The sequence below is a fragment of the Halobacteriovoraceae bacterium genome (assembly GCA_020635115.1).
Classification (GTDB): domain Bacteria; phylum Bdellovibrionota; class Bacteriovoracia; order Bacteriovoracales; family Bacteriovoracaceae; genus JACKAK01.
The window spans coordinates 35,952-60,229 of sequence record JACKAK010000013.1 but is presented as its reverse complement, the minus strand read 5'-3'; the positions used below and the strand labels follow the sequence as shown (position 1 = coordinate 60,229).

Below are 24,278 nucleotides of genomic sequence, written 5' to 3'. Positions count from 1 at the left end.
TTGAACTGAAAAGGGATTGTTACTGTAAAGCTGAAATCCCTTTTGCCCTGAAATCTAAATTCTGCGAGCTCATTTAAAGAACTGTCCACAATATAAAATCTGTCTTTTAAAGTGGCTCATCTAATCCTCTGCTGATAACTGTCTGTATAATATTATCACTTTGATCTAAAAGATTTACATTGAAATTGACAATCGTTTTATTCCCATCAAAGTGGCCATATTTGTCAAATAAATATTCTCCTTCCCTGGTCTTAGGCACTTTCTTTTTTTATTTCTCAACTTCTTCACGAGTTCTTGGATTGGTTTAAGTTTTTGATTTTTCTCTTCATTCTTTTTATTCTTAGTGTCACTATTAATTGCGTCGTCTATTTCGGAAGACAGCCCAGAGGCATCTTTCTTTTTGCTTTCTTCTTTTTGGCCACTGACTAGCTTTGGATCACTTTTTTCTTTGTTTTTAGAGGTTTCTTTTTTGACTTCACTTTCACTTGGAGATGAAGCAGGCTTGCTGTCATTAGAGCTATCATTATAAGAGTAATCACTTGGTGAATAGCTGCCTGGCCCTGATCCACCGCTGCTTCCATGTGAAATTCCTCCTGATCGACCACCACTTCTTCCTCTTGGCCTAAAAGCTCTTTTTTGGCCACCTCCATTAGGATTGATACTCGGCCTACCTCTTCCTTGTGTTTCTTTGCGTGGTTTTTGTGGGGGAGGGGTAGGAGAAGGACCAGGGAATTCATCAGGGAACAAGTCTTGTTTTATTTCTTCCCTTTTTTGTTCGGTCTCTTCTCTGAGTTTTTTTCCTTCTTTTTTTAAGGAGTCTAATTTTGTCTTTAGGTTATTAATTTTTGGATCATTCTTGAATGCCTCTCTGAGTTTCTCAAAAGTCGCGTTTTCTCCAAGTTCCTGCCTGATTTCTTCTTTTCTGGCCTTAATTTCTTGATTAACTTTGTATTCATTAATTCTTGTTCTGTATGAGTTTCTCGCTTTTTGCGTAAAACTTGAGTTTGAGCTTGGAATTTTTACTTTTCTATTCGGTAAAGCATTTTGAAAGTTAATTCTTGGAACCTCAGATTGAGACACTTGATTGGCCAGGATAAGTATTTCTTCTTGGGTGAGTTTTTTTCCATCTTGGGCAGCTGCAAACTCTAAATCAGCTGAAATAACAGCAAGTCTCTCCTCAGGATCTTTTATATCTGAGTAATCTTTGTATGCACTTGGGTCTTGTTCATGATTTCTAAGATCTTTCCACCCGTTTTCAGCTACTTCTTTTCTTGTTTGTTGGACTACACTTACTTCGCCATCATCAGAAATAATATTCATTGTTTCTTTAACTTCACCGTTGATATCAGCTAACTGTTGTATCACAGCATCTTGTTGTATTGAGGTTTCCAGTTTTTCGGCATCTGTTGGGAGTAATCCTCTAACTTCATGGGTTAGAATGCATGATTTTAATGACCCGCTACCACAATTTTCAGCATTTTCAAGCATCTTTGCGCCCAGGGCGCGGCTTTCTTCATATTTATCGGCCAATGCATGATCTTTAGGGTCAAGAGAGCTTCTCAGTTTGTCGATTAGTTCAGGTGGACAATCTTCAAGGCTCTTTTTGACCTGACCAAGCCAGCTTGATATTCCTTTTTCTGTTGTATTTGGTTTTGTCAGTGCGTCTGCAAAGTTTTCTACCGTACTATTTTGGTTGAGTGCTCTACTTCTGTTTTCAAGAGTAATTTCAATTTGATCTGTTTTCTCTTTATTAGAGTTCTTGGCTACTTTTTCTTCGGATTTACTTAGGTCAATCGATAAATCGGTTGCTGAAGATTTTTCTTCTTTTGGAGATTCGTAATCTTCCCATGAGGACTCGTATCCCTCCCAATCTGCTGCATGTGCACTGCTAATAATATTAAAATCCAAGTTTAAAAAGAAAGATGTTACATCTTCTCCATTAATCACTTTTTTAAGTCTTTCTTCTTGCTTCTTAAAATCTCTCCCCGTGAAAACGCAATGTCCTTTTTTATTATGATTTCTATTAAATCTTGAAATTTTCTTTTCTTCGCTAAATCTAAAGACTCTAACCTCTTGTTCGCACCCTTTACTTGGAGGATTTGTTCCTTCATTAGCAGCTTTAAACAAAAGCTTGAATTCTGTTGCAAAATTTAGAAAATCGTGAGGAGCAATATATCTATCATTTGGCAGTCTGTCCCATATGGCATAATAGGCCTCTTCAACAGGTCTACCTTTGTCTAATAGATAGTCGAAGAAGCTCCCTTGTTTTTCTAAGAATTGAAAGAATTCTCTTAAATTATCTCTAGTGAAAATTCCAGGAATCTCAAAAAGCCTTTTATGTAGAGGTGTCTCGGTGCCTGTCTTTTTATCGACTGCTACTACCGTGGCCAGTTCGTTTCCGTCCTCATTATAATATTTAACAGTTTTGAATGTGACTGTAGGGTTTCCTTTTTGGTTTAAAAACGTGCCAATCCGAGTTGTGTCATCTTTTATTTTACGTGGTTTTTTTCTTGGCCCGCGCTGTCGTTTTTTTCTTTTAGGAAACTCGCAGTTGTAAGGGGTGTGCCCTGCTCCACATTTTCCAATATTCATTCTTCTGTAGAAACCAGAGTTTGGATTGTGTTCACTTTTTTCAAATACTTCATTTAGCAATAGTCGAGCTTTTTCTTTTGCTTCTGTGAAAGAAAAAGAGTTAGCTCCTTGTGACAAAAGTAAAGTGAATATTGTAAATATTATAGTTCTGCTCATATTATTTTATCTCAAAAAACTCAAATCCAGGAACACCGTTGAAAAAATTATTCTTTAAAATGACACTTTTATATTCACTATCAGGTGAGTTGCTATATTCTTTTTTTATAGATTCTACCCCTCGTTTATTATCATAGGATAATAATGAGTATAGAAAAACCTTACCTCTCAATTCTGCTCTTGGTATAAAGCGATACTTGGATCGAGCATCGTAATCTGTTAGATCTACCGAACTTTGATAACTTCCATTATTTTCATAATCGTAAATTAGCATTGTCCGACCCTTTTTTTGATTTTGCTTATCTTTAGGAAGTCTAACTTCTTCAAAATAGCAAAAATTCTTTTTATCCTTCTGTCCATAAATCTCACCTTCAGGACATTTAGGCAGTCCGTCTGGGTTTGCTTCAGTTATACCGCTACCAAAACCTGTTATTCCGCGACCTTTCTTCCAAGCAAATTCAGGCTCATTGGGAGAGACGTACTTTTCTAGTGTCTCTAGTCCAAGTGCAAAAGCAGCAGGTTGAGGTTGATCCATAAGTCTATATCCGTGCCTGACTTCTTTACCCATTTTAGTTGAAACAGTTCTAAGGCTTGAAACTGAAAGATAGTTTAAGTTTTTATCAAGCATATTACTCATAAGATCCATTATTATTGATTCTTCAGAGTATATTTCTTTTTTTGTTTTATCACTTTTGAATTTCGATTGAAGTGAAGTTAGTTTTGAATTAATCTTGTCTTCCAGTTTTTTTAAACCTTTTAAATAATCTTTAATATAGTCTTCATGTTTGATCTCAACGTGTTTTTCTTCTAATTTCCCATTAACTTTAATTTTGTATTTAAAAATAAGATACTTTCCGGCCTTGTCTGAACATTGACTTTTAGCATTTAGAATATCTTTTTTAAGTTTTCTTGGAGGTGTGACATCGCCGCAGTAGGCAGTGATATCTTGTTTAGAAAGTCCTTGAAGTTCTTTCAGGTTTTGCATCATGAGGTCACGCACTTTACCCAGAAAGAAGCTTTTTTCTTCTATATATTTATTTTTTAATCTCCAGTACTCTAATTCATCTTTTGAAAGATTCTGTCCCGAAATCTTGTCAAAGGGGAGACCAAGAAGTTGCTGTATACCTTTTAATCCTTCAGGATCATCGTCAACAAAAGGAGTCCTTGTTCTTAATTCACATGAAAGACATGAATAGTCATTTCTGCCAAACGCGTATAAATTCATCCCACCCACCAAAATTGATAAAATAATCAATAACTTCATTTTATTATCCTTTGTCTGATTCAAAGAACTAATCGGTCAAGTTTTAGGCGAGAATTAGCTTTGCTGCCCATTAAATCAGGGGGTTAGAAAATTCCGGTGAGAAGCACTAAAGTACCCTCTCCCTGCGATAGTTGTAAACGCTTTGGTTAATATAGTTGGCAGGAAGAGGGTAGTGATGTGATATCGCATTATATTTCTAAGAGGCAAGTATTGCAAGAAATAGTATTAATTAAAAATGATTAAGAAATTTTTCAATTATGCGATAAAATGGCATAACCTTCTTGGTTGTTTCGGCGAGGGCGTGTTCACTTTTTAAGCATGAGTTTTTTCATCCTCGCTGAGTATTTCTATTTCCCATCTTTTAAATTTAAACATGAAATCTAAACATTTTGAACAGTAAATATTTTCTCCAATAATATCTCCCATAGAAATGTGAAACCGTACACGACATTCATCACAGACAGTGTATTGCCGCTCTATAGGAACTTCGAAGTGATTGATATAATCATTAATTATTTTATTTTTCATTCACTCTTTTTGTCAGAAAACACAAAAAAATGCCACTAGGTATTTGCAAAATGTCAGTATTGGAATGGGTTAAGTTCTTATACCAGCTACTTAGAAGAACATATGAGAAAACCTAGTACAATAGGGTTATGCAACTGACCACCACCCCTCAAGTCCTTGCTGCTAGAAAACTGACGTGCTCTACACATGAAGCAAGATTAGTTTTGCGTGATCTTAAAAGCAAAGTTTCTGGAGATATTTCACCAATTGAAAAATCGCAAATACTTGAGGCCATCTCTGAGATATCCTTTCGCTTGAATGAATTAGATGATGCTGAAGAATCGATTACTGAGGCAATTGGCCTAACTGAGAATCACAATCTTTCTAGGTCCCAATATTTGAATCAGCTTTTGCTATTATCTGAAATTCTCTACGCTAAAAATAGGGGAGGGGAGGCCAGGACTATATCTATTTTTGCAAGAGAGTTGGCCAAAAGATCTTCTGTGTAAATATTAAAAAATCACTGAAAAAGTCAAAAAAATGAACCTCATATTTAGCTATGATGATCATTTGGAGGTCTACCCTAGTTCTTGTGTAGCCGAAAAAACAATCCTTTGACATATTTTAGTCTAGATATAAGATACAGTTAATATATTGACCATGGATAAAATATGTGGTACTGTGCGATATGAACGAAATCATCGGAAGATTCAAGACACCTGGAGGACTAACTGTTCATGTCTCAGTGCAGGCTTTAAAACATGCCCTGGAAGGTCATCCAGAAGTCACTACTGAAAAGATTGAGTTGGCACTTCAGAAACCGTTAGAGGTGCGTGCAAGTAGGCATAGTAGTAAGGCGTGCTTGTTTTACTCCTTTGAGTACTTTGATGAATTTGGAGTTAGAGTATTTTTCTGCGTAGTAGTCGAAGTATTAGCTCCTGGAGAAGGAAACATGGTAACAGCTTATGAAACAGAGAAATTAAAAAAAGGTGAGACGCTTTACAAATCACCCATTAAAAAAAGAGGTAAACTATGAAGATAGATTTTAACTCAAAGACAAACTTACTTTATTTTTACTTTAAAACTGGTGTCCCTAACAGAGGAAGAGAAACAGAAAATGAGGATATATTAGCATTTGTTCAAAAAGGTACAGATGATATTATTGGATATGAAGTTGATGGAGCTTATCAAAATTATAATTACATGATGAATCATCTCAAACTTTCTCTTAAAGAGAAACTTGCAATTACATTAGTTCTTGAGCGCTCGAAGGCCGGAAATTCACAAGAAGAATTTGCAGAAATTCTTGGTATTGGATTAAGCACATACAAGAGCATTGAAAAGGCCATGGCGAATACCGGAATTGAAACACTTGAAAAGATTCTGGAAATACTTCCAAGTAATCGCTTAAAAGGGATTTTCATCTCAAAGCAACACTCGCAATCGGCCTAAAAAGTCACAAGACAAAAACAGTTATACAGCGTTACTGTAAAATGGCATGGCCTTCTTGGAGTTGTTCAGCGAGGGTGTAATCATTTTTTTAGTATGAATATTTATATTTCCTATCTTTTAAATTTAAACATGAAATCTAAACATTTTGAACAGTAAATATTTTCTCCAATAATATCTCCCATAGAAATGTGAAACCGTATACGACATTCATCACAGACAGTGTATTGCCGCTCTATAGGAACTTCGAAGTGATTGATATAATCATTAATTATTTTATTTTTCATTCACTCTTTTTGTCAGAAAACACAAAAAATTGCCACTAGGTATTTGCAAAATATCACTATTGAAATGAGTTCAAATCTAATACCAGGAAGTTAGAAAAATGGACAAAAACACCTTATAATAGTGCTATGAAATCAATACACTCTTTTATGAAGTGCGGGAAGAAGAAAATTTATTCTTCTGAGTCATTTGCACGCAAGAAACTCAGATGTCTTGAAAATAAGATTCTCGATGATATTTCATTAGAACAGAAATCAAATATATTAGAAGAAATGGCAGAACTATTTTTGTCACTCGAAGAATACTATTTTGCCAATGTGGCAATCCAGAGAGCACTAGAATATTCAGAAAAAAGTGCGACTTCTGCAAAATGATACATAGGCCAACTATTTCTCTTTTCCCAAATTCTCTTCGCTGAAAAAAGATATTGTGAGGCTATTAATGTATTTGTACTGTCTACAGAGTTGTTGTCAAAGTATTAAAGTGTTATTTCTACAAGATTCTAAAAGCGAATCAAAAAATGGACCTCATATTTAGCTGAAATGGCCACATTCGAGGCATGTCCTAGTCTTGGTATAGGTGAAATATCGTCTCTTTTCAGCGATTTGCATAATATATACGTGTTGAGTTATATTTAATTATAAGTTATAATATATAATAACTTATGGTTTATTATAACCTTAATGAAGGACAAGGAATGTCATGGAAAGTACGATTTACAAAGGACGTGGAAAATAAGCTCAAAAATGACTTCAAAAGAGGGAATATCACCATTGAGGACATTAAGATAATTAAGGTTTGGAGAAATCGTATTGAACAGTTTGGGCCAGAAAAAATTAGAGAAATTCCTGTCTATGATGACCATAAACTGGACAAGCAGTGGAAAGGGTATAGGTCTTCTTGTTTTAGTAGCAGTGGCAGGATTATCTATAGAATTATCAATTATGAGATCATTGTAGAAGTTGTGAGAATCACCCCAGACCATAATTATGGGAAGGAGTAAAAAATGAAAGATATTTTAGATCTGCTTGTACCAGAAGATACAACGTCTGGTGAAATCGTTAGGGCCTATAGAAAAGGTTTTGGCATGACTTTAAAAGATCTTGAAAAGATAACAGGTATTAAGATGAATAATCTTAGCGCCATTGAAAATGACCGTGTAGAGCTAACAGTAAAGTCGGCCACAAAAATTGCAGCGGCCCTTGGTGCACATCCCCAAGATTTGTTATTTCCTAATGGGGACTTTAAAAAGAGTAAAGAAATTAAAAAAATTGAGCGTTCTCGGGAGAAATTTCTGCGCCAAAAAGACGCAATATAAAAACTGCTGTAAACTGCGCTCCCGAAACGAACGCGAAAACGGAAAAAATACCCTCTATGAGATATATTATTTATCAAAAATTTGCGTAAAACTCGGTACTTTAGTGCGGAGATATAAGCAAATGCCCACTGGCGAGGTTAATGAGGTCTGTCTTGCTGCTCTATATATTGCTTGATGACTTCCAGTGGCGCCCCTCCACAACTTCCTGCAAAATAACTAGGTGACCAAAGAGCATTTCCCCATAGTTTTTTTCTAATTTCAGGATAATTTGATTCTCGAATATATCTTGATGAAACCCCCTTTAAAGATCCCACAAGTTTTGAAAGCGTCACTTTTGGCGGGTAATTTACCAGAAGATGAACGTGATCGCCTTCTCCTTCAAATTCAACCAACTCCGCTTCAAAATCAGAGCATACGGAATTAAAAACTTCTTTGAGGTGATCTAATACTCGCGATGTAAAGCAAACTCGCCTATATTTTGTTACAAAGACTAAGTGTGCATGAAGCAGAAAGGTGCAGTGTCTGCCATGTCTGATCTTTGGATTTGTACGTTCTTTGATTGATTTATTTGAATTTAAATTACTCATAGACTAATAATTAATTTCTCTTGGCCAATAGGTCAAGAAGTGATATTCTAAGTCTGTATGGAAAAGATTAATCTGGCCTATAAATTCAAGTTAAATCCTAGTGAGAGTCAAATTGAGATATTTTCCTCATGGGCCGGAACCTGTCGGTTTCTCTATAACCTTTGCCTTGAGCATAGAATTCTTTCATGGACTCAATATAGAAGCTCAATTAACTACTATGATCAGGCAAATGAGTTAAAGGACCTAAAATCGTGTGAGGGATTTGAGTGGATCAAAGATTCTCCGGCACAAATTCTTCAACAGTCTTTAAAAGATTTAGATAAGGCCTTTAAGTCATTTTGGAGATCCGGTTTTGGATTTCCAAAATACAAGAAAAAGGGAATTGGTGATAGTTTTCGTTTTCCAGACGCTAAACAATTCTCTGTGAGAAAAGTAACTCGAAAGAAAGCTTTTGTTAAGCTTCCTAAAATCGGAGAAGTCGCATTTAGATTAAGTCGAAAAATTGAAGGCAAAATCAAAAATGCGACTATTAAAAAAGAGGTTGATGGCTGGTATATTGCTTTTTGCAGTGAAAAACACCTTGAAATACCATATAACAATCTTCCTACAGTTGGTATCGACCGGGGAATTTCAGAGACGTTGGTTTTAAGTTCAAGAGATGACTGTTTGAGAAATTTAAAATTTACCCTTCCAAAAAATTGTCACATACTTAGAGAGAGAATCAAAGTTTTGCAAAAAAGGTTGAGACTTAAAAAGAAATTCTCCCAAAGTTGGAAGAAAGTGAATAATAAAATTAGAAAACTACATTCAAAAATAGCTAGCATAAGACATGATTTTCTACATAAGGCATCAAGCTATATAGCTAAGAATCACAGCTATGTTACTCTTGAGGACTTAAAGATTAAAAACATGTCAAAGTCAGCAAAGGGAACTCTCGAAACTCCAGGAAAAAATGTTGCGGCAAAGTCAGGGCTGAACCGTGAAATTCTTTTTCAGGGTTGGGGAATTTTTGCTCTCCAACTAAGCTATAAATGTGAATGGAATGGTGGTCATCTAGAGTTAGTGAATCCCAAGTTCACAAGTACGAGATGCAGTGAATGTCTGTACAACAATAAGATGAACCGCAAGAACAAACATTTTGAGTGTTTGAATTGTGGGCACAAAGAAGATGCAGATTTAAATGCAGCAAAAAATATTAACAGGGTGGGGCGCACCCAAAGAGACTGTGGAGGAGTTGGCATTGGCCAGACCGTTGAAGCAGTAACCCCTACGGTGCATTAGCACTTTAGGAATCCCCTTATCTTTAGTGAGGGGAGGACGTCAATATAACTCATAGATTATTGATATTATTGAAAATGTTCATAATATACATATATATTGCATATAACATATTCTGTGCTATAATACTAGAAAATGGGAAAAGTATTTTGGCATGATCATTTTGAAGTTTACGTATTTTCTAGAGATCACAATCCTCCGCATTGTCATATATACTTCCCTAAGAAGAGTAATTATAAAGGGTTTTTAAAAATTGATTTGCAAAATTTTGAGGTCATCGATCTCGAAGGAATTAGCAAAAAAGACTTCAAACTTATCCAAAATTTCCTCACTGAGGAACGTATAAAAATTTTAATGGATGAGTGGGAGAGATTTCATGGCAAAGAAGATTAAACTTAGTAAAAAAGCTGAAAAAAAATTTAAAAAAGATGGATTATTGCCTGACAATGAAATTAAAACAAAAGATGTAAAAGTTAGGATTACTACATCTATTGATTTAGACATACTTGAAGAGTTGAAGCGTCAAGCGGCCATTGATGGGGAAAAGTATCAAACTCTTCTTAATAAATATCTTAGGGCCTGTCTTTTTAAAGAAATCAAACAAAGCGATCTAAGGGCCATTCAAATTGCCAGTTCAGGAAAATAGAAAATGGTTGTGAATTAATGGTCAAAGTCGCGTAATCAACTTTTTTTCGCTCAAATTAGTTAACATAAAAACACTTATGTTCAGTCAATATTTCCCAATTTTTTCATAAAAAAGAGCGAACATAAAGAACGTTATGTTCGCTCTTGGCCTTTAAAAATGCTTGTGCTAAAATTGTAAAAAACGAACGAAGGTCAATGTTAATGGATGATTTGATCATTTTAGATTCAAAAAATTTAGAAAACGTAAAGCAAAAAGCTGATCTAGAAACTACGATATCTCATTTTTTAAAAAACTTTCTATCAGACAATACGCGCATGGCCTATACGACTGATTTTTACGATTTTGCGGCCTTTTTAAACCTCCAAGGAATTCGTCTCAAGGGCCCTCATGAAATTAATATGGGACATATAATTGACTATAGAGATTCACTAGATGGAGTCTATGCCCCAAACACCATTCACAGAAAATTATCATCTTTAAGCTCACTTTTTAATAAGCTTGTGAACGCTAAACTTATGAGTGAAAACCCTGTACTTGGCGTTGATAGGCCAAAGGCCATTGCAATTCGTGATAAAACGGGCCTTAGTGACGCTGAAATTGATCAAATTTGTGAATTTTATGATGGTAAAACCATTCAATCTCTTAATAATAAGGCCATACTCACCTTTTTATCTTATACGGGATGCCGAATAAGCGAGGCCATTAATGTTCGCGTGTCTGATATACGAGAAAAAAACGATGTTAGAGTTGTTTTAATTCACGGCAAAGGATCAAAGATTAGAAAAATACCCATTCATCCAAAGCTTTGGAGTGTTTTAAAAGAATTAATGAGAAGACGTGAAAAAATTGAAGATGATTATATTTTCACGGCCGTTCAAAAAAATATTGCCTCCCCTATTCGTCGTCATTCAGTCCATGCAATGCTCAAAAAAACTTTGATGAGTTTAGGGATGGATATTGATAAAACTCTTCATTCATTTAGACGAGGGGTGATTTCGAATCTTCTAGAAAATGGTCATCGGATTGAATCTGTTGCTGAAGTCTCAGGGCATTCAAATATCAACACGACCAAGGGTTATTTGGTTCGCGAAGAGAAAATCGAAGATAATCCCCTACTTTCACTGAATTTTAAAAAATCTTAAGAAAAACGAAGCCCATATTTGCGTTTCAAGGCCTTTAAAGAGACGGGGATATGGCTGAGTATAGGGAAAATTAAAAGTAATCTTCTTCCAAATTTATTTGGATTGAATCTGTAGGTTTACTTACTGTAACACTATCAATGGTACAATCATTAAGATTATCATCCAAATAAAAATTCACTTCTCCCTCAATTGGAGTTTCTCTTGTTAGTGTTTGGGTTATTTTTTGTCTATAATACAGTTCCCTATCATCTGGGTCTCTAAACATCGAATCGGGGTCTCCATATTCAACTTCTGCTTTAAACGATAGCGTTCCACTAAATATAGCTACTCCTACATTGTCGCCTATTTCAAAATCTACTGTTGAAAGGTCCAGATTAGTAATTTTGAAACTGTGAGTATCAATGACTTCCGCATCATAATTGATACAGAAAAAGTGATAATTAAAAGAAATGTCTTCTACTATACGTTTACAAACATCTTGATCCTTTTGATCCAAAAGAGATTTTACAATACTAGGAACTATGTTTATTCTATCAAGACTGTTTTCAATAAACTGTTCAACAGTTTTGAAGCAGGTAAAGCAATTTTTATTACTTGCGAATTCTTCCCATCCGCTATCTACAGAAATCAGGTTTACAATACTGTCATTATTATTTGCCCATTGTTCTAGAGAACTAAGAATAATGGCATCAGGGAATTCAAATCGTTTGTCATTGCTAGTTGTTTTGATTTTATTTGAATTTTTGAATGGTGGTTTGCCTTCAAAATAATTATTAATTATTTCAGATGAGCAAATGTTAGAAGTATCTATTGTCTCGGCGCTCATTTGCTCAATAAAAAAATTGAAAAATTCCTTAATTTTTTGAAATAGTTCCTCTTCGTTGTACTTTTTAAAAAAATAACTGAAGTCATTATCAAGATTTTTTAAAATACTAGCTGATTGAGAAAATTTATTCAGATCATTTATTGCTGAGTGTATTTTATTCTTCAAATGACCATGTACTTCCTTTTGAACTATGTCAGGGATTAGTAACTTAATATGATGATGTCTTGCTAGCTGAAGTAATTTGAGATACTTTGTTGAACCAACGTTAAAATTATCTTTGAAGAAAACTGAAGTATCAATTGATAATATTTCCAAACATCCCTCGCAATCGTTAAAGCTTATTACTTACTTTTTTTATTGAGTTCAAGATTTCTTCAAATGTCGGCATATCATCATAATGAAGCGGCCTGTTCTCAATGTGTTTTTTGTTATAGAAATCAAAAACACTAGAATCACTCATGATAAATGCCTTATTTTTAGTGAGATCCTTTTCATCGCTTTTTCTAAATTTTTTATCAAAAATTTGCGTAAAACTCGGTACTTTAGTGCGGAGATATAAGCAAATGCCCACTGGCGAGGTTAATGAGGTCTGTCTTGCTGCTCTATATATTGCTTGATGACTTCCAGTGGCGCCCCTCCACAACTTCCTGCAAAATAACTAGGTGACCAAAGAGCATTTCCCCATAGTTTTTTTCTAATTTCAGGATAATTTGATTCTCGAATATATCTTGATGAAACCCCCTTTAAAGATCCCACAAGTTTTGAAAGCGTCACTTTTGGCGGGTAATTTACCAGAAGATGAACGTGATCGCCTTCTCCTTCAAATTCAACCAACTCCGCTTCAAAATCAGAGCATACGGAATTAAAAACTTCTTTGAGGTGATCTAATACTCGCGATGTAAAGCAAACTCGCCTATATTTTGTTACAAAGACTAAGTGTGCATGAAGCAGAAAGGTGCAGTGTCTGCCATGTCTGATCTTTGGATTTGTACGTTCTTTGATTGATTTATTTGAATTTAAATTACTCATAGACTAATAATTAATTTCTCTTGGCCAATAGGTCAAGAAGTGATATTCTAAGTCTGTATGGAAAAGATTAATCTGGCCTATAAATTCAAGTTAAATCCTAGTGAGAGTCAAATTGAGATATTTTCCTCATGGGCCGGAACCTGTCGGTTTCTCTATAACCTTTGCCTTGAGCATAGAATTCTTTCATGGACTCAATATAGAAGCTCAATTAACTACTATGATCAGGCAAATGAGTTAAAGGACCTAAAATCGTGTGAGGGATTTGAGTGGATCAAAGATTCTCCGGCACAAATTCTTCAACAGTCTTTAAAAGATTTAGATAAGGCCTTTAAGTCATTTTGGAGATCCGGTTTTGGATTTCCAAAATACAAGAAAAAGGGAATTGGTGATAGTTTTCGTTTTCCAGACGCTAAACAATTCTCTGTGAGAAAAGTAACTCGAAAGAAAGCTTTTGTTAAGCTTCCTAAAATCGGAGAAGTCGCATTTAGATTAAGTCGAAAAATTGAAGGCAAAATCAAAAATGCGACTATTAAAAAAGAGGTTGATGGCTGGTATATTGCTTTTTGCAGTGAAAAACACCTTGAAATACCATATAACAATCTTCCTACAGTTGGTATCGACCGGGGAATTTCAGAGACGTTGGTTTTAAGTTCAAGAGATGACTGTTTGAGAAATTTAAAATTTACCCTTCCAAAAAATTGTCACATACTTAGAGAGAGAATCAAAGTTTTGCAAAAAAGGTTGAGACTTAAAAAGAAATTCTCCCAAAGTTGGAAGAAAGTGAATAATAAAATTAGAAAACTACATTCAAAAATAGCTAGCATAAGACATGATTTTCTACATAAGGCATCAAGCTATATAGCTAAGAATCACAGCTATGTTACTCTTGAGGACTTAAAGATTAAAAACATGTCAAAGTCAGCAAAGGGAACTCTCGAAACTCCAGGAAAAAATGTTGCGGCAAAGTCAGGGCTGAACCGTGAAATTCTTTTTCAGGGTTGGGGAATTTTTGCTCTCCAACTAAGCTATAAATGTGAATGGAATGGTGGTCATCTAGAGTTAGTGAATCCCAAGTTCACAAGTACGAGATGCAGTGAATGTCTGTACAACAATAAGATGAACCGCAAGAACAAACATTTTGAGTGTTTGAATTGTGGGCACAAAGAAGATGCAGATTTAAATGCAGCAAAAAATATTAACAGGGTGGGGCGCACCCAAAGAGACTGTGGAGGAGTTGGCATTGGCCAGACCGTTGAAGCAGTAACCCCTACGGTGCATTAGCACTTTAGGAATCCCCTTATCTTTAGTGAGGGGAGGACGTCAATATTAATCTCTTTTAAATGGACGCAATTTTGTGGATTCTGGGAGGTTTCACTATCAATTTTTTGGAAACTGGCTCGCATTTTCTTGGAAACTGATTTTTGTGAAATTTTTTTAACGCTAAAGATAAACTTGTTTAAAAACCTTTTTTTAGCACAAATTGGTTCAGCTATTGAAATTAATCCTTTTTCTTGTAATCCATTAAGGCATTTTTTAAGGGTGTTTTGAGTCATACTAAGTTGATTATCCCTTAAGGTCTTGTACCAAGTTTCAACACCTGTTTTAGGGTTGTTATTTGCTTCGCTTATAAGAAGAAGTGAAAAATAGACTCTTAGCTCATTGTCTTTTAGTTCTCTAACAAGACCCAAGAGCTCATCGCGATCAATTTTAAGGTAACCACCATTGACGCTATTCCATTCTTGCATGGTTTTTGGATAAGTCTCTGGGAGTTTGTATCTAACTTGATTATGGGCGCCGCGAGTGATCTCTAGTGTTCCAAGGTCGCTATGATCAGAGTTTAGTCCTTTGAAAGCGTTTTTGTTAATTCCAGTGAATTCTTCCTTAGGGACAAGAAAGCTTCCTTTTTTGAAAAATCCTTCCCTTGTTCTGTATTCGATTACCTGGAGATAGTGAGTCAGAAGCTTTTTGTTATCGTGCTTGATAAAGGATTTTAGGTCCTTTTTTTGTAAAAAAATCGTCTGATACTTTATGTGTAGTACGTTTTCATCCAAATTTTGCATATAGAAATCCCCTCTTGGAATTTTTCCAAGTTTTTAAAGTGAAAATTAATTTAAATTAAAGCGCTACTGGACGCTTATGTAGCTTGGGACATGCCCATAGGATTCTCCTTTAGATATTCTTTTCTTTCGTTGTTTTTCTTTTTGATTGATATAAGCTCTTAAAGTGGCGCAAATTGAGCCTATAAAGCTCGATGAAATAATCTGTAAAAGAAGCATTAAAAAGATAAATGAATGGGTCTTGGTTTCAAGATTTTTGAAATTCTCCCAGGTAAATATCTTTTTAACGGAACTCTTCTCTTGTAAACTATCAAGTTCCGCTTTTGCTCTTGCGAGATCATCTTTAAGTTTTTTGATGGTTAATTCATTATGTCTTTTAGGAACTTCTAAGTTTTTAAGTCCCTTAGTGATCTTGCCGTATTCAATATAACCCTTCTCTGCTTGTCTAATTGTTGCTTTGTCAGCTCTAGCGGAAGCGAGATCTTTGTTAATCTGGGCGATTGTGGCCTGCTTTCTAATAATCCTGTCATTTGAAAGGTCTAAACGCTTCTTTAAAGCTGGATCATTAATAAATGATGAATAACTCACACTAAAAGCTGAATAGATAAATACAAGCCACTTTAGAGTTTTAAGGCCAAAGCTTTGAGAACTACTCAAGATTGTATAAGAACCCTCAACAACACTAGCACTCCCCCATGAAAGAAGCTTATTAAATCCAAATTGAAAGTAAAAAGAATGTGAAAGGTAGAGAACAATGGCCTCGATCCCTAAAAAGACAAGGCCTTTTAAAGACTCTCTAGTGAGAACGGCCTTAGTAACCTTAGTTCTCTTTTTCTTGGCCTTACTAGGTACTATTTTAGTGATGGCCGCAATAAGTCCCGCTCTATTGTCTTTTTTTATTCCAGATTCACAAGGGTCTACCTGAGTATTGCCATCTGTTTCTTTTTCTATTTGCTTTAAATGGTAGCGGAAAAGATTTTTTTCATTTTTGCTCAGTGTTGGAAAAATGGGATGAAGCTTAAAATTTTCGAGATTAATGCCCTGGTTTTGGATAATTTCACGAATAAAATCCTTCTGCGGAATGTATTTTCGGGATAAAGTTTCTGATTTGGGATAAAGTTGGGATAAAGTTTGCTCCTCTACTCCCCCATCAATTATGGTTAAACGCATGTTTTCTTTCCTCTCTAATAATTTATCCGGATAAAGTTGGGATAAATTTTCTTTATTCGGTTTATCTAGAAGCAAAAATTTTTTAGCTGACGCTAAAAAAGATAATTGTCTGGATAAACAGGATAAATTTGCTGAGAGAGAAAAGTTTTTTCTGCGGTAAAAATGATTCTGGATTTTGAGAATAGGGAATACTAGAATAGATTCTAGACATACTGGCCTCCGAGTAAGGTTGGTATTGTTTAGAAGGTTCGGGGAAGTACCAAGTTCCTCGAATCTTCGTTTTTTTATATTGTCGGCCAAAAACCTGGAAAATGCAATTTTAAAAATTTTCACACTATTTGATGGATTAATTTTCCTTAACATTGCGAGAAAATAGCTTGGAAGACCATATTCTTGCTGGTTGCGTGCTAATGGAAAAAGCGCCCTTAGAAGCCATTCTTGGCCCTTTAGAGGCAGTATTTTAAAATGAATCATATCAGTAGCAGTAAATGCACAGAATGGATTTTCAGCAATATTGATCCTTGGAAAAAGTCCGATCATATTTATTCGGTAAACATTGATGTGTATAGGAATCGATCTGTTAGTCGTAACTGTTTTCATTTCAATATTTAAACATGGATCCAACTTAAAGGCCGCTGCTCAACTACTATCTATTTGTTAATGAACTACTATTAAAACACTGTGATCTTGCTGTTGTCCTGCTAGGATAAAGCTAACGAATTGCTATAAGTATACTGAGATTTTGTTATTGATATACTGCTGTCTTGATAGATTTTTGCTATTTAAATGCTACTGTTCTGCTATTTAAATGCTATTAATTTGCTGTGTTTATACTATTGAAATGCTGGCGAAATGCTATTTCTGTGCTAGCTAAATGCTGGTAAGTTGCTAGTGTTTTGCTGTTATTGTGCTGCTTAGTTACTATGGTTTTACTGTTGAGTTGCTATTATTTTGCTACGGATTTACTGTTTAAACGCTATCTTGTTGCTAGAGTCTTGCTGTGAAAGTGCTATGCTTTTGCTATTGAAATGAACGCAGAATGTCAGCGAGGTCTTTTTGGATATAGTACGTTTTGAACTTCTTAAGTTTTTTATTGGGGATTTTCCGATGGCCACAATGTGAAATTATTAAATTCATATCATTTAAGTCGTGCAATGCAGTTTTGAGACTATTTATTTGATACTTTTTTTTATTTTTTTTCTGGATGATTTTAGCAAGCTCCTTGAAAAGCAAGTCACTCTTCATGCAACCTTGAAAGTAAATCTTTCCATTTTCTACAATTTCTTCGTCTGTTAAATCATTTATTGAAGTTAAAACGCATCTATCTATCGGTTTAAGAGCCTCTATTTCAGCCTTAAGTAGTTCCTCGTCAAGAAAAAGCTCGTTATGTGAGATTTCCTTGACTTCAGAATCGACTAGAGGTTTAGGAAGGGGAGGGGACTCTTTCTCTTCAATTGTGCAACCAGTACCTACTTCGAGTTCATCAAAGTCTTCGAAGCCATAGTCATCATCTTCGTATTCGTACACAAACCTTCGCCAATTTCTTCACTAATCAACGAAAGTAAATCATCAAAATCTTTTTCATCGCCTTCTAGAATTTGATTTTTTCCGTCCCTATTACTCAACATAATCATGCTATGAACGTTTTCTGGAGGCCCATAAATATCCATAAGTGCTGTATATTGAGATGTAGTAACTGAGATTTCCATTTTTAACACTCCCCTACAAGTTTGTTAGCGTTTCCTTGTTTCTTGGCCTTTAGACAGTTAATTCTTTTTTCTTCACTGTCCACTGGATCCATTTTGTTCCAGGCCTCAAAAAGCTTCTTGTTTTTATTCGAAATTATCTTCACTCCGTACTTGTCTTCCATATAGAACATGATGCGCGCGATATCGCCTTTTATTTCATCTCGTGGCTCTATCTTTTTGTCTGAAATCTCAAAATCACATTTTCCCCACTCGCGCTTTTCTCCAGGGATTTCGGCGAAACTATAGTTAGACCGTTTCCTATTAAGCTCTTGAAGTGATGGCACAAGATTGTGAAGGTCTGCTTCCATGGCCTTGAACTTTGGGTTTTTGGCCGCACACTTGCGCCCTTTGTACTTCTTCCCGTTTTTTTTCACACACTTTGGGTCCCCCTCACGCCATTCTTTAAAATATTGGCCAAAACTATGCGCAGGGGCCACGTGTTCCCAATCAATGGTTCCTTTGTAGTTTCCTTGCTTAATATAACCACACTTTTTCGTATCAACGTCATGGCCCTTAAAGTCGCACCCACAGTAGAACGTTTTTCCTGTAGGATACACATGTTTTTTGAGAACCTTTTTGGCCTTGGCAAAGGAACCAATATTGTGAAATTTTTCACTGGCCATTGCACTCGAAGAAGCGAGAAAAATTATCATGGTGATACAGCGTAGATTCCTAGGCGATTTTCTCTTAAACATTTACACAACCCTTGCTAAAAATTGCTCTTTCATTTCTCGCATTATCTTGTTTTTTCTCTTTTTGAAAAGCACAAAAGGTACTTTCTCTTCTAGGGCGAATGCCCAAATGCTCTTTAAGCTCGCTAAGGACATCAGCAATGTAGTGAACATCAGTGATTTCTTGGGCTCTTTTTTGGCTTTCTTCACTCACTGAAACAATTGATTCCATTTCTTCCATCGAAAAGTCTGTATTTTCTTGCTTTCTTCTCTCTAGCCTCTCCCATTCAAAAAATTCTACAGGTGGAACATAAATTCCAAATTCTCTAATGCGATTACAAAAGTACCCTACTGGATCTCTAATTTCTGTATTCCACACTCCTGAGTTTAGATATTGAGAAAATCTCATCACTGAAAACTGAATATCTTCCACGCTGAGATTTGTATGCTTTTTAATTGTATTTAGTGATTTGTGATCAAAGGGATTATCCAAAGTATCTAAGCCATAAAAATCAAAATCAATTCTGCATTGCTTCTTTTTGGGTTTTGAATCTAGCCCTTGCTCCTGATTTAAATTAATTTCTTTTTTAGAAATATTCTCTTTTAAATGTACGCAATTTTGTGGATTCTGGGAGATTTCACTATCATTTTTGTGGAAACTGGTGCGCATTTTCTTGGAAACTGATTTTTGCGAAATTTTTTTAACGCTAAAGATAAATCTGTTTAAAAAGCGACTTTTAGCACTTAGTGGTTCAGCAAGTGAGATAACTCCTTTATCTTCAAGACCTTTAAAACATTTTTTAAGGGTATTTTGTGTCATACTGAATCGATCATCTCTTAAGACCTTATACCAAGTTTCAATGCCCATTTCAGGGTTGCAGTCTGCTTTATTCTCATTTGCCTTAGTGATCAAAAGAAGGGAGAGATAGACCTTCAATTCATTATCACTTAACTCTTTAATCAGCTCTAGTAGTTCAGCGCGATCTATTTGAAGATATCCACCCTCAACGTTTTTCCACTCTTCCATGGTCTTTGGGTAATTTTCAGGTAACTTGTAAAGAACTTGGTTATGAGCACCGCGGGAGGTTTTAAGTGTTCCAATATTGTAATGAATTTCGTGAAGTTTTGTGAAGGCATTCTTGTTGATGCTGGTGAACTTGTCTTTTGGGACTGCGAAACTCCCCTTTTTGAAAAATCCCTCTCTTGTTCTGTACTCTATGACCTGAAGATAATGAGAAAGAATCTTCTTTTCTGAATTTTTAATCAGCTCTTTTAAATGTCTTTTTTGCAAAAAGATCGTCTGATACTTAATATGAATGACATTATCCTCTAAATTTTGCATAAAAATATCCCCTCTTAGGAAATTCCCAAGTTTTTTATTGGTTAAAAATGATCAAACTAGCGTGCTACTGGACGCTTATATATGATGGGACGTGCCCATAGAATTCTCCCTTATTTTTTTTCTTATTTAGTTTTTCTTTTTGAATGAAATAGCTTCTTAAAGTGCTGCAAATTGAGCTTATAAAGCTTGAAGAAATCACCTGTAGAAGCAGCATTAATAAGATGAATGAATGTGTTTTTGTTTCTAAAGACTTGAAATTTTCCCAAGTAAAGACTTTTTTTACTGAGTTTCTGGCCTGAAGGTTATCGAGCTCTTCTTTTGCTTTTATAAGTTCACTATTAAGCCTTGAAATAGTTTCATCAGCTTGCCTCTTAGGAACTTCTAAGTTTTTAAGGCCCTTGGTGATCTTGCCATACTCAATATAGCCCTTTTCTGCCTGGCGAATAACTGCTTTATCTTCTCTAGCTGAATTGAGATCTTTATTAATCCGAGCGATCTGCGCTTGCTTTCTAATAATTCTGTCGTTTGAAAGATCTAGTTTCTTTTTAAGGGCCGGATCATTCACAAATGATGAGTAGCTCACACTAAAGGCCGAATAGATAAATACAAGCCATTTTAATGCTTTTAACCCTAAGCTTTGAGAGCCACTAAGAATTGTGTAAGAACCTTCAACGACACTAGCACTCCCCCATGAAAGAAGTTTATTAAAACCAAACTGAAAGTAGAATGAATGTGAAAGATAAAGAACAATCGCCTCAATCCCTATAAAGATAAGTGCTTTTAAGGATTCTCTTGTGAGGATAGCTTTTGTGACTTTGGTCTGTGTCTTGGATTTTCGCTTGGCCTTAAAAGAAATCTTAAATGGTAGGAAGTTTAATGAAATTTCTCCCCTATTTTTCTTTTGATTCCTAGTTTCTTTTTTACGCAACTGGTAATAGATGGCCTGTTTTTGTCTGGTACTGCACCTCTTGAAATCACTTGAATGCTTCAAGTTTTCTTTTGTGAGCTTCTGAATTTTAATAAATTCTCTGGCCCAGCTAGCAAGATTAACTTGAAAATCATTTGAGTCTTGTTGAGTTTTATTGAGTTTTGTTGAGTCGAGGTACAAAATATTTGAGTCAAACCCACTCAACTGCCCCTTATAATCGTCCATTCGCATATCAAGGTCCTTTGCAGGCCTCTCAACTGGAAAATTCATGTACTCAAAAAAAGATACTACTCTAAACAACGCTTCAAATTTTGAGTTAGAACTCTCAATAGTTGAAAAGCTTGATTTAAAGTTGAGTAAAAAATTCGTGAGTCGATTTAAATAATGAAAAAAATGGTTCTGGATTTTGGAAATTTGCGATACTACAATTGTTTGTAGACATACTGGCCTCCATGAAAGGTTGGTATTGTTTAGAGGATTCGAGAAGATTGCCGTCTTTTCGGATCCTTGTTTTTTTCTATTGTCGGCCAAAATTTTGTAAAAAGCAATTTTAAATTTTTTACCGAACTTTTTAGGAACTAAATTCCGTGTCAATTCCTGATTGATTTCATTTTTATTACTTTCTGTTAGAATTTGTTGCTTGTGGATTAAATACGTCATGAGAAAGCTTAAAAGGCCTTTAAAAGATGAAGTTTGGTTTTGCAACAATACGTATGGATCAGAATTGATTTCAGGTCCAAATTTTAGATATGAATAATTTTTGCAATCATATGGTGACATGATTTCATTTTATAAATATTCTTTTTCTTTAAATGGCCCCAAATGTTGGATCAGGTACAACCGTTGTATTAGGTCCACTATTGGATTAGGTTCACTATTGGATTAGGTTCACTATTGGATCAGGTACATAATTGGATCAGGTACATAATTGGATCAGGTACATAATTGGATCAGGTACATAATTGGATCAGGTACATAATTGGATCAGGTACATAATTGGATCAGGTACATAATTGGATCAGGTACATAATTGGACTAGGTACATAATTGGACTAGGTACATAATTGGATTAGGTACATAATTGGATCAGGTACATAATTGGATCAGGTACATAATTGGATCAGGTACATAATTGGATCAGGTACATAATTGGATCAGGTACATAATTGGATCAGGTACATAATTGGATCAGGTACATAATTGGATCAGGTACATAATTGGATCAGGTACATAATTGGATCAGGTACATAATTGGACCAGGTACATAATTGGACCAGGTACATAATTGGACTAGGTACATAATTGGATTAGGTACATAATTGGACTAGGTACATAATTGGACTAGGTACATAATTGGACTAGGTTTAAAGTCAATTATAGAAGTACTCTAACTTAAAAATTTTTTAATGTATTGAGTAGGGGAGGGGAGGTTATTCAGTTAAACACCACTCCATGATCTCTCTATTGGTTCCGGCTTCATATCCTTTTCTGAAATCAATCAGGCCATTTTCTTTCAGTTCAATCATTGCATTCGTCATAAAACTGCTATGGACTCGGTAAGTTTTCTTAATATGAGTTGCTGATATTTGCCTCCATTCATTTGTAGTTCCTATTTCAACCATAAGGCCATCGTACAATTTTGAGGCATTTGCAGTGAGATTACGTGTATCTACATTATGTATTTTTTCAAACTTCTTATTTTTAAGTTCTTTGTTTTTAGTTTTTAGTTCTTCTACAATTTTTAATGTACGATTGAGTTCTTTAGTGAGCTTTTTATTTTCTAGTTCAATTTCGTTTAGCTTGTTCCCAGACTCTTGGCTTTGATTAGCTCTTAAGGAATCAATTGTTCTTTCGGCCCTTTTAAGTTTTGTTTCAAGATCCGCACATCTTTGCTTTTCAATATTGAGTGCATTACTAATATCCGACGCATTTAAATTGTCAGAAAGGTCCTTGTGAAGTTTATTGATCTCCTTCATTGATTTTTCAAGCTTAGCTTCTGTGTCAGCAAGAACTTTCTCAAGCTCCAAGCTTCTTTCTTTTTCTATATTTAGAGCGTTTTGAATTTTTGAGATATCATTATTCCCACTGAGGCCTTGTCTAAGTTTTTCAATTTCCTTATATAGCTCATCATTTTCTTCTTTTAGCTGCTTATTTTGTCTAAACAGTGGATTGTTTTCTTCATGTATTTTTGGATGTCTGTTTTTCCCTTGATTGCTTAGTCCTGCAATTGCAGCTTGTGCGTTTGTGCTCATTGTACAACCCTTTCGTCCGAAGATAGATCTGATAGTATTTCAAGTGCGACAGCAAGCGAATCAGTCTGGCATTTAGCATCTATATTTATATGAGATTCTGCTCCATTTTTATTATATTGGGCGTTTTTGATCTCTCTATCAACTCTAATAAACTTTTCACTTACACTAAAAATATGATTTTCAAAAAGAGGTGAAATTCGACTGATTGCTTGATCTAGCTTTTCTCTTCCGTCAATTTTGTTGAAAATAGCTTTTACATTGCCGGTATAACCAAGAAGATCGAGTTTAGATAAGACATGCTTAAGCCCTTTAACTGAACTGGAATCATTGTTTATTATTGTAAGTACAATGTCCGCTATTGAATGAATCGCAAGATTCATATCTGAAAGACTTGGATTTGTGTCAATTAAAAATAAGTCAGCTTCAGTTTTATCAATGACCTGTGACTTGATGGCCCTTGGCAAAGCAACAGCTGAAACCGCTTCATGAATAAATTCATTATCTAGGCCAGAGGGGAGTATGTATAAGTAGTCATTTACCTTTACCAGTGCTTCCTTAATTGTGCATTCACCTTTTAGAATGTCGTATAAAGTGTATTGAGACTCAAAACCTTCCCCCAATATGTAATTCGTCAGGTTTGCCTGAGGGTCGCTATCTATAACAACAGTTTTAAAGCCCATATTTGCAGTTTTATATGCAATTAAGGCCGTGACGCTGGTTTTTCCGACGCCACCCTTATTGTTCGCAACAGAAAGTACCTTATTGCGCACATCTCCGATTGGATTCTTTCTACTTGATCTCAGATATTGTTGAAAAAATTCAGGTTCAAGAATTTTTTGACGACCCCTGTTGTGCGACAAATTGTCAGGATTATCTAGAGAACTTAAAAACTGTAGTATGCTCTCGTTAGACTTTAATCCCTTGGCATTTCTTAGTTGTGTTGCAGTGATCATTCCTTTAACCCTATGATGATAGTTACTATATAAACAATTAAACCGATTAAAGATGTTCATGTCAAGCCTTAGTCGGTG

General features: G+C 35.2%; 27 protein-coding genes. 11 read left to right on the top strand and 16 right to left on the bottom strand.

What is annotated here, in order from left to right:
* Positions 1–174 precede the first annotated feature (174 nt).
* From H6622_17335 to H6622_17325, 3 genes are all read right to left on the bottom strand, one after another.
* On the bottom strand, positions 175–2,748 hold the full coding sequence (locus H6622_17335; GenBank protein MCB9063292.1) for a hypothetical protein: 2,574 nt from the start codon (positions 2,746–2,748) through the stop codon (positions 175–177).
* A 1-nt stretch (position 2,749) separates the two neighbouring features.
* Positions 2,750–4,012 (bottom strand): hypothetical protein, encoded by a 1,263-nt coding sequence (locus H6622_17330; protein MCB9063291.1) that lies wholly within the window; start codon positions 4,010–4,012, stop codon positions 2,750–2,752.
* A 312-nt stretch (positions 4,013–4,324) separates the two neighbouring features.
* Positions 4,325–4,540 carry a hypothetical protein gene (locus H6622_17325; protein ID MCB9063290.1) on the bottom strand — a complete coding sequence of 72 codons (216 nt, stop codon included), beginning with the start codon at positions 4,538–4,540 and terminating at the stop codon, positions 4,325–4,327.
* A gap of 128 nt (positions 4,541–4,668) precedes the next feature.
* On the opposite strand from H6622_17325, the gene H6622_17320 reads away from it, so the two are divergent.
* The 3 genes from H6622_17320 to H6622_17310 all read left to right on the top strand — a co-directional run bounded on the left by H6622_17320 (position 4,669) and on the right by H6622_17310 (position 5,971).
* Positions 4,669–5,028, top strand: a complete 360-nt coding sequence (locus tag H6622_17320) for a hypothetical protein (protein MCB9063289.1) — start codon at positions 4,669–4,671, stop codon at positions 5,026–5,028.
* 179 nt (positions 5,029–5,207) lie between these two features.
* Positions 5,208–5,555, top strand: a complete 348-nt coding sequence (locus tag H6622_17315) for a hypothetical protein (protein MCB9063288.1) — start codon at positions 5,208–5,210, stop codon at positions 5,553–5,555.
* Entirely contained in the window at positions 5,552–5,971 is a 420-nt protein-coding gene (locus H6622_17310; GenBank protein ID MCB9063287.1) for a helix-turn-helix transcriptional regulator, read from the top strand. Before H6622_17315 ends, H6622_17310 begins: the two co-directional genes overlap by 4 nt.
* Before the next feature lie 110 nt (positions 5,972–6,081).
* On the opposite strand, the gene H6622_17305 is transcribed toward H6622_17310, so the two are convergent.
* Positions 6,082–6,255, bottom strand: a complete 174-nt coding sequence (locus H6622_17305) for a hypothetical protein (GenBank protein ID MCB9063286.1) — start codon at positions 6,253–6,255, stop codon at positions 6,082–6,084.
* Positions 6,256–6,381: 126 nt separating this feature from the next.
* Between H6622_17305 and H6622_17300 the strand changes: the two genes are divergently transcribed.
* The 3 genes from H6622_17300 (at position 6,382) to H6622_17290 (ending at position 7,571) form a co-directional block, all read left to right on the top strand.
* On the top strand, positions 6,382–6,627 hold the full coding sequence (locus H6622_17300; GenBank protein ID MCB9063285.1) for a hypothetical protein: 246 nt from the start codon (positions 6,382–6,384) through the stop codon (positions 6,625–6,627).
* A gap of 323 nt (positions 6,628–6,950) precedes the next feature.
* Positions 6,951–7,256 carry a hypothetical protein gene (locus tag H6622_17295; protein ID MCB9063284.1) on the top strand — a complete coding sequence of 102 codons (306 nt, stop codon included), beginning with the start codon at positions 6,951–6,953 and terminating at the stop codon, positions 7,254–7,256.
* Positions 7,257–7,259: 3 nt separating this feature from the next.
* Positions 7,260–7,571: a helix-turn-helix transcriptional regulator gene (locus H6622_17290; protein ID MCB9063283.1), complete on the top strand. Its 312-nt coding sequence runs from the start codon at positions 7,260–7,262 to the stop codon at positions 7,569–7,571.
* 137 nt (positions 7,572–7,708) lie between these two features.
* Here H6622_17290 and tnpA (H6622_17285) read toward each other — a convergent pair whose 3' ends face one another.
* Positions 7,709–8,107 (bottom strand): IS200/IS605 family transposase, encoded by a 399-nt coding sequence (tnpA, locus tag H6622_17285; protein MCB9063282.1) that lies wholly within the window; start codon positions 8,105–8,107, stop codon positions 7,709–7,711.
* Positions 8,108–8,215: 108 nt separating this feature from the next.
* On the opposite strand from tnpA (H6622_17285), the gene H6622_17280 reads away from it, so the two are divergent.
* The 4 genes from H6622_17280 to H6622_17265 all read left to right on the top strand — a co-directional run bounded on the left by H6622_17280 (position 8,216) and on the right by H6622_17265 (position 11,224).
* The gene (locus tag H6622_17280; GenBank protein MCB9063281.1) at positions 8,216–9,439 is read left to right on the top strand and encodes a transposase; all 1,224 of its coding nucleotides are present in this window, start codon (positions 8,216–8,218) and stop codon (positions 9,437–9,439) included.
* A gap of 132 nt (positions 9,440–9,571) precedes the next feature.
* Positions 9,572–9,829: a DUF4160 domain-containing protein gene (locus H6622_17275; protein MCB9063280.1), complete on the top strand. Its 258-nt coding sequence runs from the start codon at positions 9,572–9,574 to the stop codon at positions 9,827–9,829.
* A complete protein-coding gene (locus H6622_17270; GenBank protein ID MCB9063279.1) occupies positions 9,813–10,082 on the top strand; it encodes a hypothetical protein in 270 nt (89 codons plus the stop codon). Before H6622_17275 ends, H6622_17270 begins: the two co-directional genes overlap by 17 nt.
* Positions 10,083–10,282: 200 nt before the next feature.
* On the top strand, positions 10,283–11,224 hold the full coding sequence (locus tag H6622_17265) for a tyrosine-type recombinase/integrase (protein MCB9063278.1): 942 nt from the start codon (positions 10,283–10,285) through the stop codon (positions 11,222–11,224).
* A 70-nt stretch (positions 11,225–11,294) separates the two neighbouring features.
* On the opposite strand, the gene H6622_17260 is transcribed toward H6622_17265, so the two are convergent.
* Together H6622_17260 and tnpA (H6622_17255) are read right to left on the bottom strand one after the other, a co-directional pair.
* The gene (locus H6622_17260; protein MCB9063277.1) at positions 11,295–12,365 is read right to left on the bottom strand and encodes a DUF4935 domain-containing protein; all 1,071 of its coding nucleotides are present in this window, start codon (positions 12,363–12,365) and stop codon (positions 11,295–11,297) included.
* A 264-nt stretch (positions 12,366–12,629) separates the two neighbouring features.
* Positions 12,630–13,028 (bottom strand): IS200/IS605 family transposase, encoded by a 399-nt coding sequence (gene tnpA / locus H6622_17255; protein MCB9063276.1) that lies wholly within the window; start codon positions 13,026–13,028, stop codon positions 12,630–12,632.
* A 108-nt stretch (positions 13,029–13,136) separates the two neighbouring features.
* On the opposite strand from tnpA (H6622_17255), the gene H6622_17250 reads away from it, so the two are divergent.
* On the top strand, positions 13,137–14,360 hold the full coding sequence (locus H6622_17250) for a transposase (protein MCB9063275.1): 1,224 nt from the start codon (positions 13,137–13,139) through the stop codon (positions 14,358–14,360).
* Here H6622_17250 and H6622_17245 read toward each other — a convergent pair.
* The 9 genes from H6622_17245 to H6622_17205 form a co-directional block, all read right to left on the bottom strand.
* Positions 14,357–15,139: a hypothetical protein gene (locus H6622_17245; protein MCB9063274.1), complete on the bottom strand. Its 783-nt coding sequence runs from the start codon at positions 15,137–15,139 to the stop codon at positions 14,357–14,359. The genes H6622_17250 and H6622_17245 overlap by 4 nt on opposite strands.
* A gap of 63 nt (positions 15,140–15,202) precedes the next feature.
* The gene (locus tag H6622_17240) at positions 15,203–16,906 is read right to left on the bottom strand and encodes a hypothetical protein (protein MCB9063273.1); all 1,704 of its coding nucleotides are present in this window, start codon (positions 16,904–16,906) and stop codon (positions 15,203–15,205) included.
* Positions 16,907–17,326: 420 nt separating this feature from the next.
* On the bottom strand, positions 17,327–17,833 hold the full coding sequence (locus tag H6622_17235) for a hypothetical protein (protein MCB9063272.1): 507 nt from the start codon (positions 17,831–17,833) through the stop codon (positions 17,327–17,329).
* Entirely contained in the window at positions 17,776–18,015 is a 240-nt protein-coding gene (locus tag H6622_17230; GenBank protein MCB9063271.1) for a hypothetical protein, read from the bottom strand. The genes H6622_17235 and H6622_17230 overlap by 58 nt, the downstream gene beginning before the upstream one ends.
* A gap of 2 nt (positions 18,016–18,017) precedes the next feature.
* The gene (locus H6622_17225) at positions 18,018–18,677 is read right to left on the bottom strand and encodes an endonuclease (GenBank protein MCB9063270.1); all 660 of its coding nucleotides are present in this window, start codon (positions 18,675–18,677) and stop codon (positions 18,018–18,020) included.
* A 64-nt stretch (positions 18,678–18,741) separates the two neighbouring features.
* Positions 18,742–20,067: a hypothetical protein gene (locus tag H6622_17220; GenBank protein ID MCB9063269.1), complete on the bottom strand. Its 1,326-nt coding sequence runs from the start codon at positions 20,065–20,067 to the stop codon at positions 18,742–18,744.
* A 64-nt stretch (positions 20,068–20,131) separates the two neighbouring features.
* The gene (locus H6622_17215) at positions 20,132–21,775 is read right to left on the bottom strand and encodes a hypothetical protein (GenBank protein ID MCB9063268.1); all 1,644 of its coding nucleotides are present in this window, start codon (positions 21,773–21,775) and stop codon (positions 20,132–20,134) included.
* A gap of 650 nt (positions 21,776–22,425) precedes the next feature.
* Positions 22,426–23,247 carry a hypothetical protein gene (locus H6622_17210; protein MCB9063267.1) on the bottom strand — a complete coding sequence of 274 codons (822 nt, stop codon included), beginning with the start codon at positions 23,245–23,247 and terminating at the stop codon, positions 22,426–22,428.
* Positions 23,244–24,200, bottom strand: coding sequence for an AAA family ATPase (locus H6622_17205; protein ID MCB9063266.1), 957 nt, complete (start codon positions 24,198–24,200; stop codon positions 23,244–23,246). Before H6622_17205 ends, H6622_17210 begins: the two co-directional genes overlap by 4 nt.
* Positions 24,201–24,278 lie beyond the last annotated feature (78 nt).

Bases quoted from the DNA above. Each gene is read 5' to 3' on its own strand.
- H6622_17270 (MCB9063279.1), top strand. From the start codon at position 9,813: ATGGCAAAGAAGATTAAACTTAGTAAAAAAGCTGAAAAAAAATTTAAA.
- H6622_17320 (MCB9063289.1), top strand. From the start codon at position 4,669: ATGCAACTGACCACCACCCCTCAAGTCCTTGCTGCTAGAAAACTGACG.
- H6622_17220 (MCB9063269.1), bottom strand. From the start codon at position 20,067: ATGCAAAATTTAGAGGATAATGTCATTCATATTAAGTATCAGACGATC.
- H6622_17230 (MCB9063271.1), bottom strand. From the start codon at position 18,015: ATGGAAATCTCAGTTACTACATCTCAATATACAGCACTTATGGATATT.
- H6622_17310 (MCB9063287.1), top strand. From the start codon at position 5,552: ATGAAGATAGATTTTAACTCAAAGACAAACTTACTTTATTTTTACTTT.
- H6622_17335 (MCB9063292.1), bottom strand. From the start codon at position 2,748: ATGAGCAGAACTATAATATTTACAATATTCACTTTACTTTTGTCACAA.
- H6622_17290 (MCB9063283.1), top strand. From the start codon at position 7,260: ATGAAAGATATTTTAGATCTGCTTGTACCAGAAGATACAACGTCTGGT.
- H6622_17250 (MCB9063275.1), top strand. From the start codon at position 13,137: ATGGAAAAGATTAATCTGGCCTATAAATTCAAGTTAAATCCTAGTGAG.
- H6622_17305 (MCB9063286.1), bottom strand. From the start codon at position 6,255: ATGAAAAATAAAATAATTAATGATTATATCAATCACTTCGAAGTTCCT.
- H6622_17280 (MCB9063281.1), top strand. From the start codon at position 8,216: ATGGAAAAGATTAATCTGGCCTATAAATTCAAGTTAAATCCTAGTGAG.
- H6622_17205 (MCB9063266.1), bottom strand. From the start codon at position 24,200: ATGATCACTGCAACACAACTAAGAAATGCCAAGGGATTAAAGTCTAAC.
- H6622_17295 (MCB9063284.1), top strand. From the start codon at position 6,951: ATGTCATGGAAAGTACGATTTACAAAGGACGTGGAAAATAAGCTCAAA.
- H6622_17240 (MCB9063273.1), bottom strand. From the start codon at position 16,906: ATGAAAACAGTTACGACTAACAGATCGATTCCTATACACATCAATGTT.
- H6622_17300 (MCB9063285.1), top strand. From the start codon at position 6,382: ATGAAATCAATACACTCTTTTATGAAGTGCGGGAAGAAGAAAATTTAT.
- H6622_17265 (MCB9063278.1), top strand. From the start codon at position 10,283: ATGGATGATTTGATCATTTTAGATTCAAAAAATTTAGAAAACGTAAAG.
- H6622_17325 (MCB9063290.1), bottom strand. From the start codon at position 4,540: ATGAAAAATAAAATAATTAATGATTATATCAATCACTTCGAAGTTCCT.
- H6622_17245 (MCB9063274.1), bottom strand. From the start codon at position 15,139: ATGCAAAATTTGGATGAAAACGTACTACACATAAAGTATCAGACGATT.
- H6622_17210 (MCB9063267.1), bottom strand. From the start codon at position 23,247: ATGAGCACAAACGCACAAGCTGCAATTGCAGGACTAAGCAATCAAGGG.
- H6622_17275 (MCB9063280.1), top strand. From the start codon at position 9,572: ATGGGAAAAGTATTTTGGCATGATCATTTTGAAGTTTACGTATTTTCT.
- H6622_17225 (MCB9063270.1), bottom strand. From the start codon at position 18,677: ATGGCCAGTGAAAAATTTCACAATATTGGTTCCTTTGCCAAGGCCAAA.
- H6622_17315 (MCB9063288.1), top strand. From the start codon at position 5,208: ATGAACGAAATCATCGGAAGATTCAAGACACCTGGAGGACTAACTGTT.
- H6622_17330 (MCB9063291.1), bottom strand. From the start codon at position 4,012: ATGAAGTTATTGATTATTTTATCAATTTTGGTGGGTGGGATGAATTTA.
- H6622_17215 (MCB9063268.1), bottom strand. From the start codon at position 21,775: ATGTCACCATATGATTGCAAAAATTATTCATATCTAAAATTTGGACCT.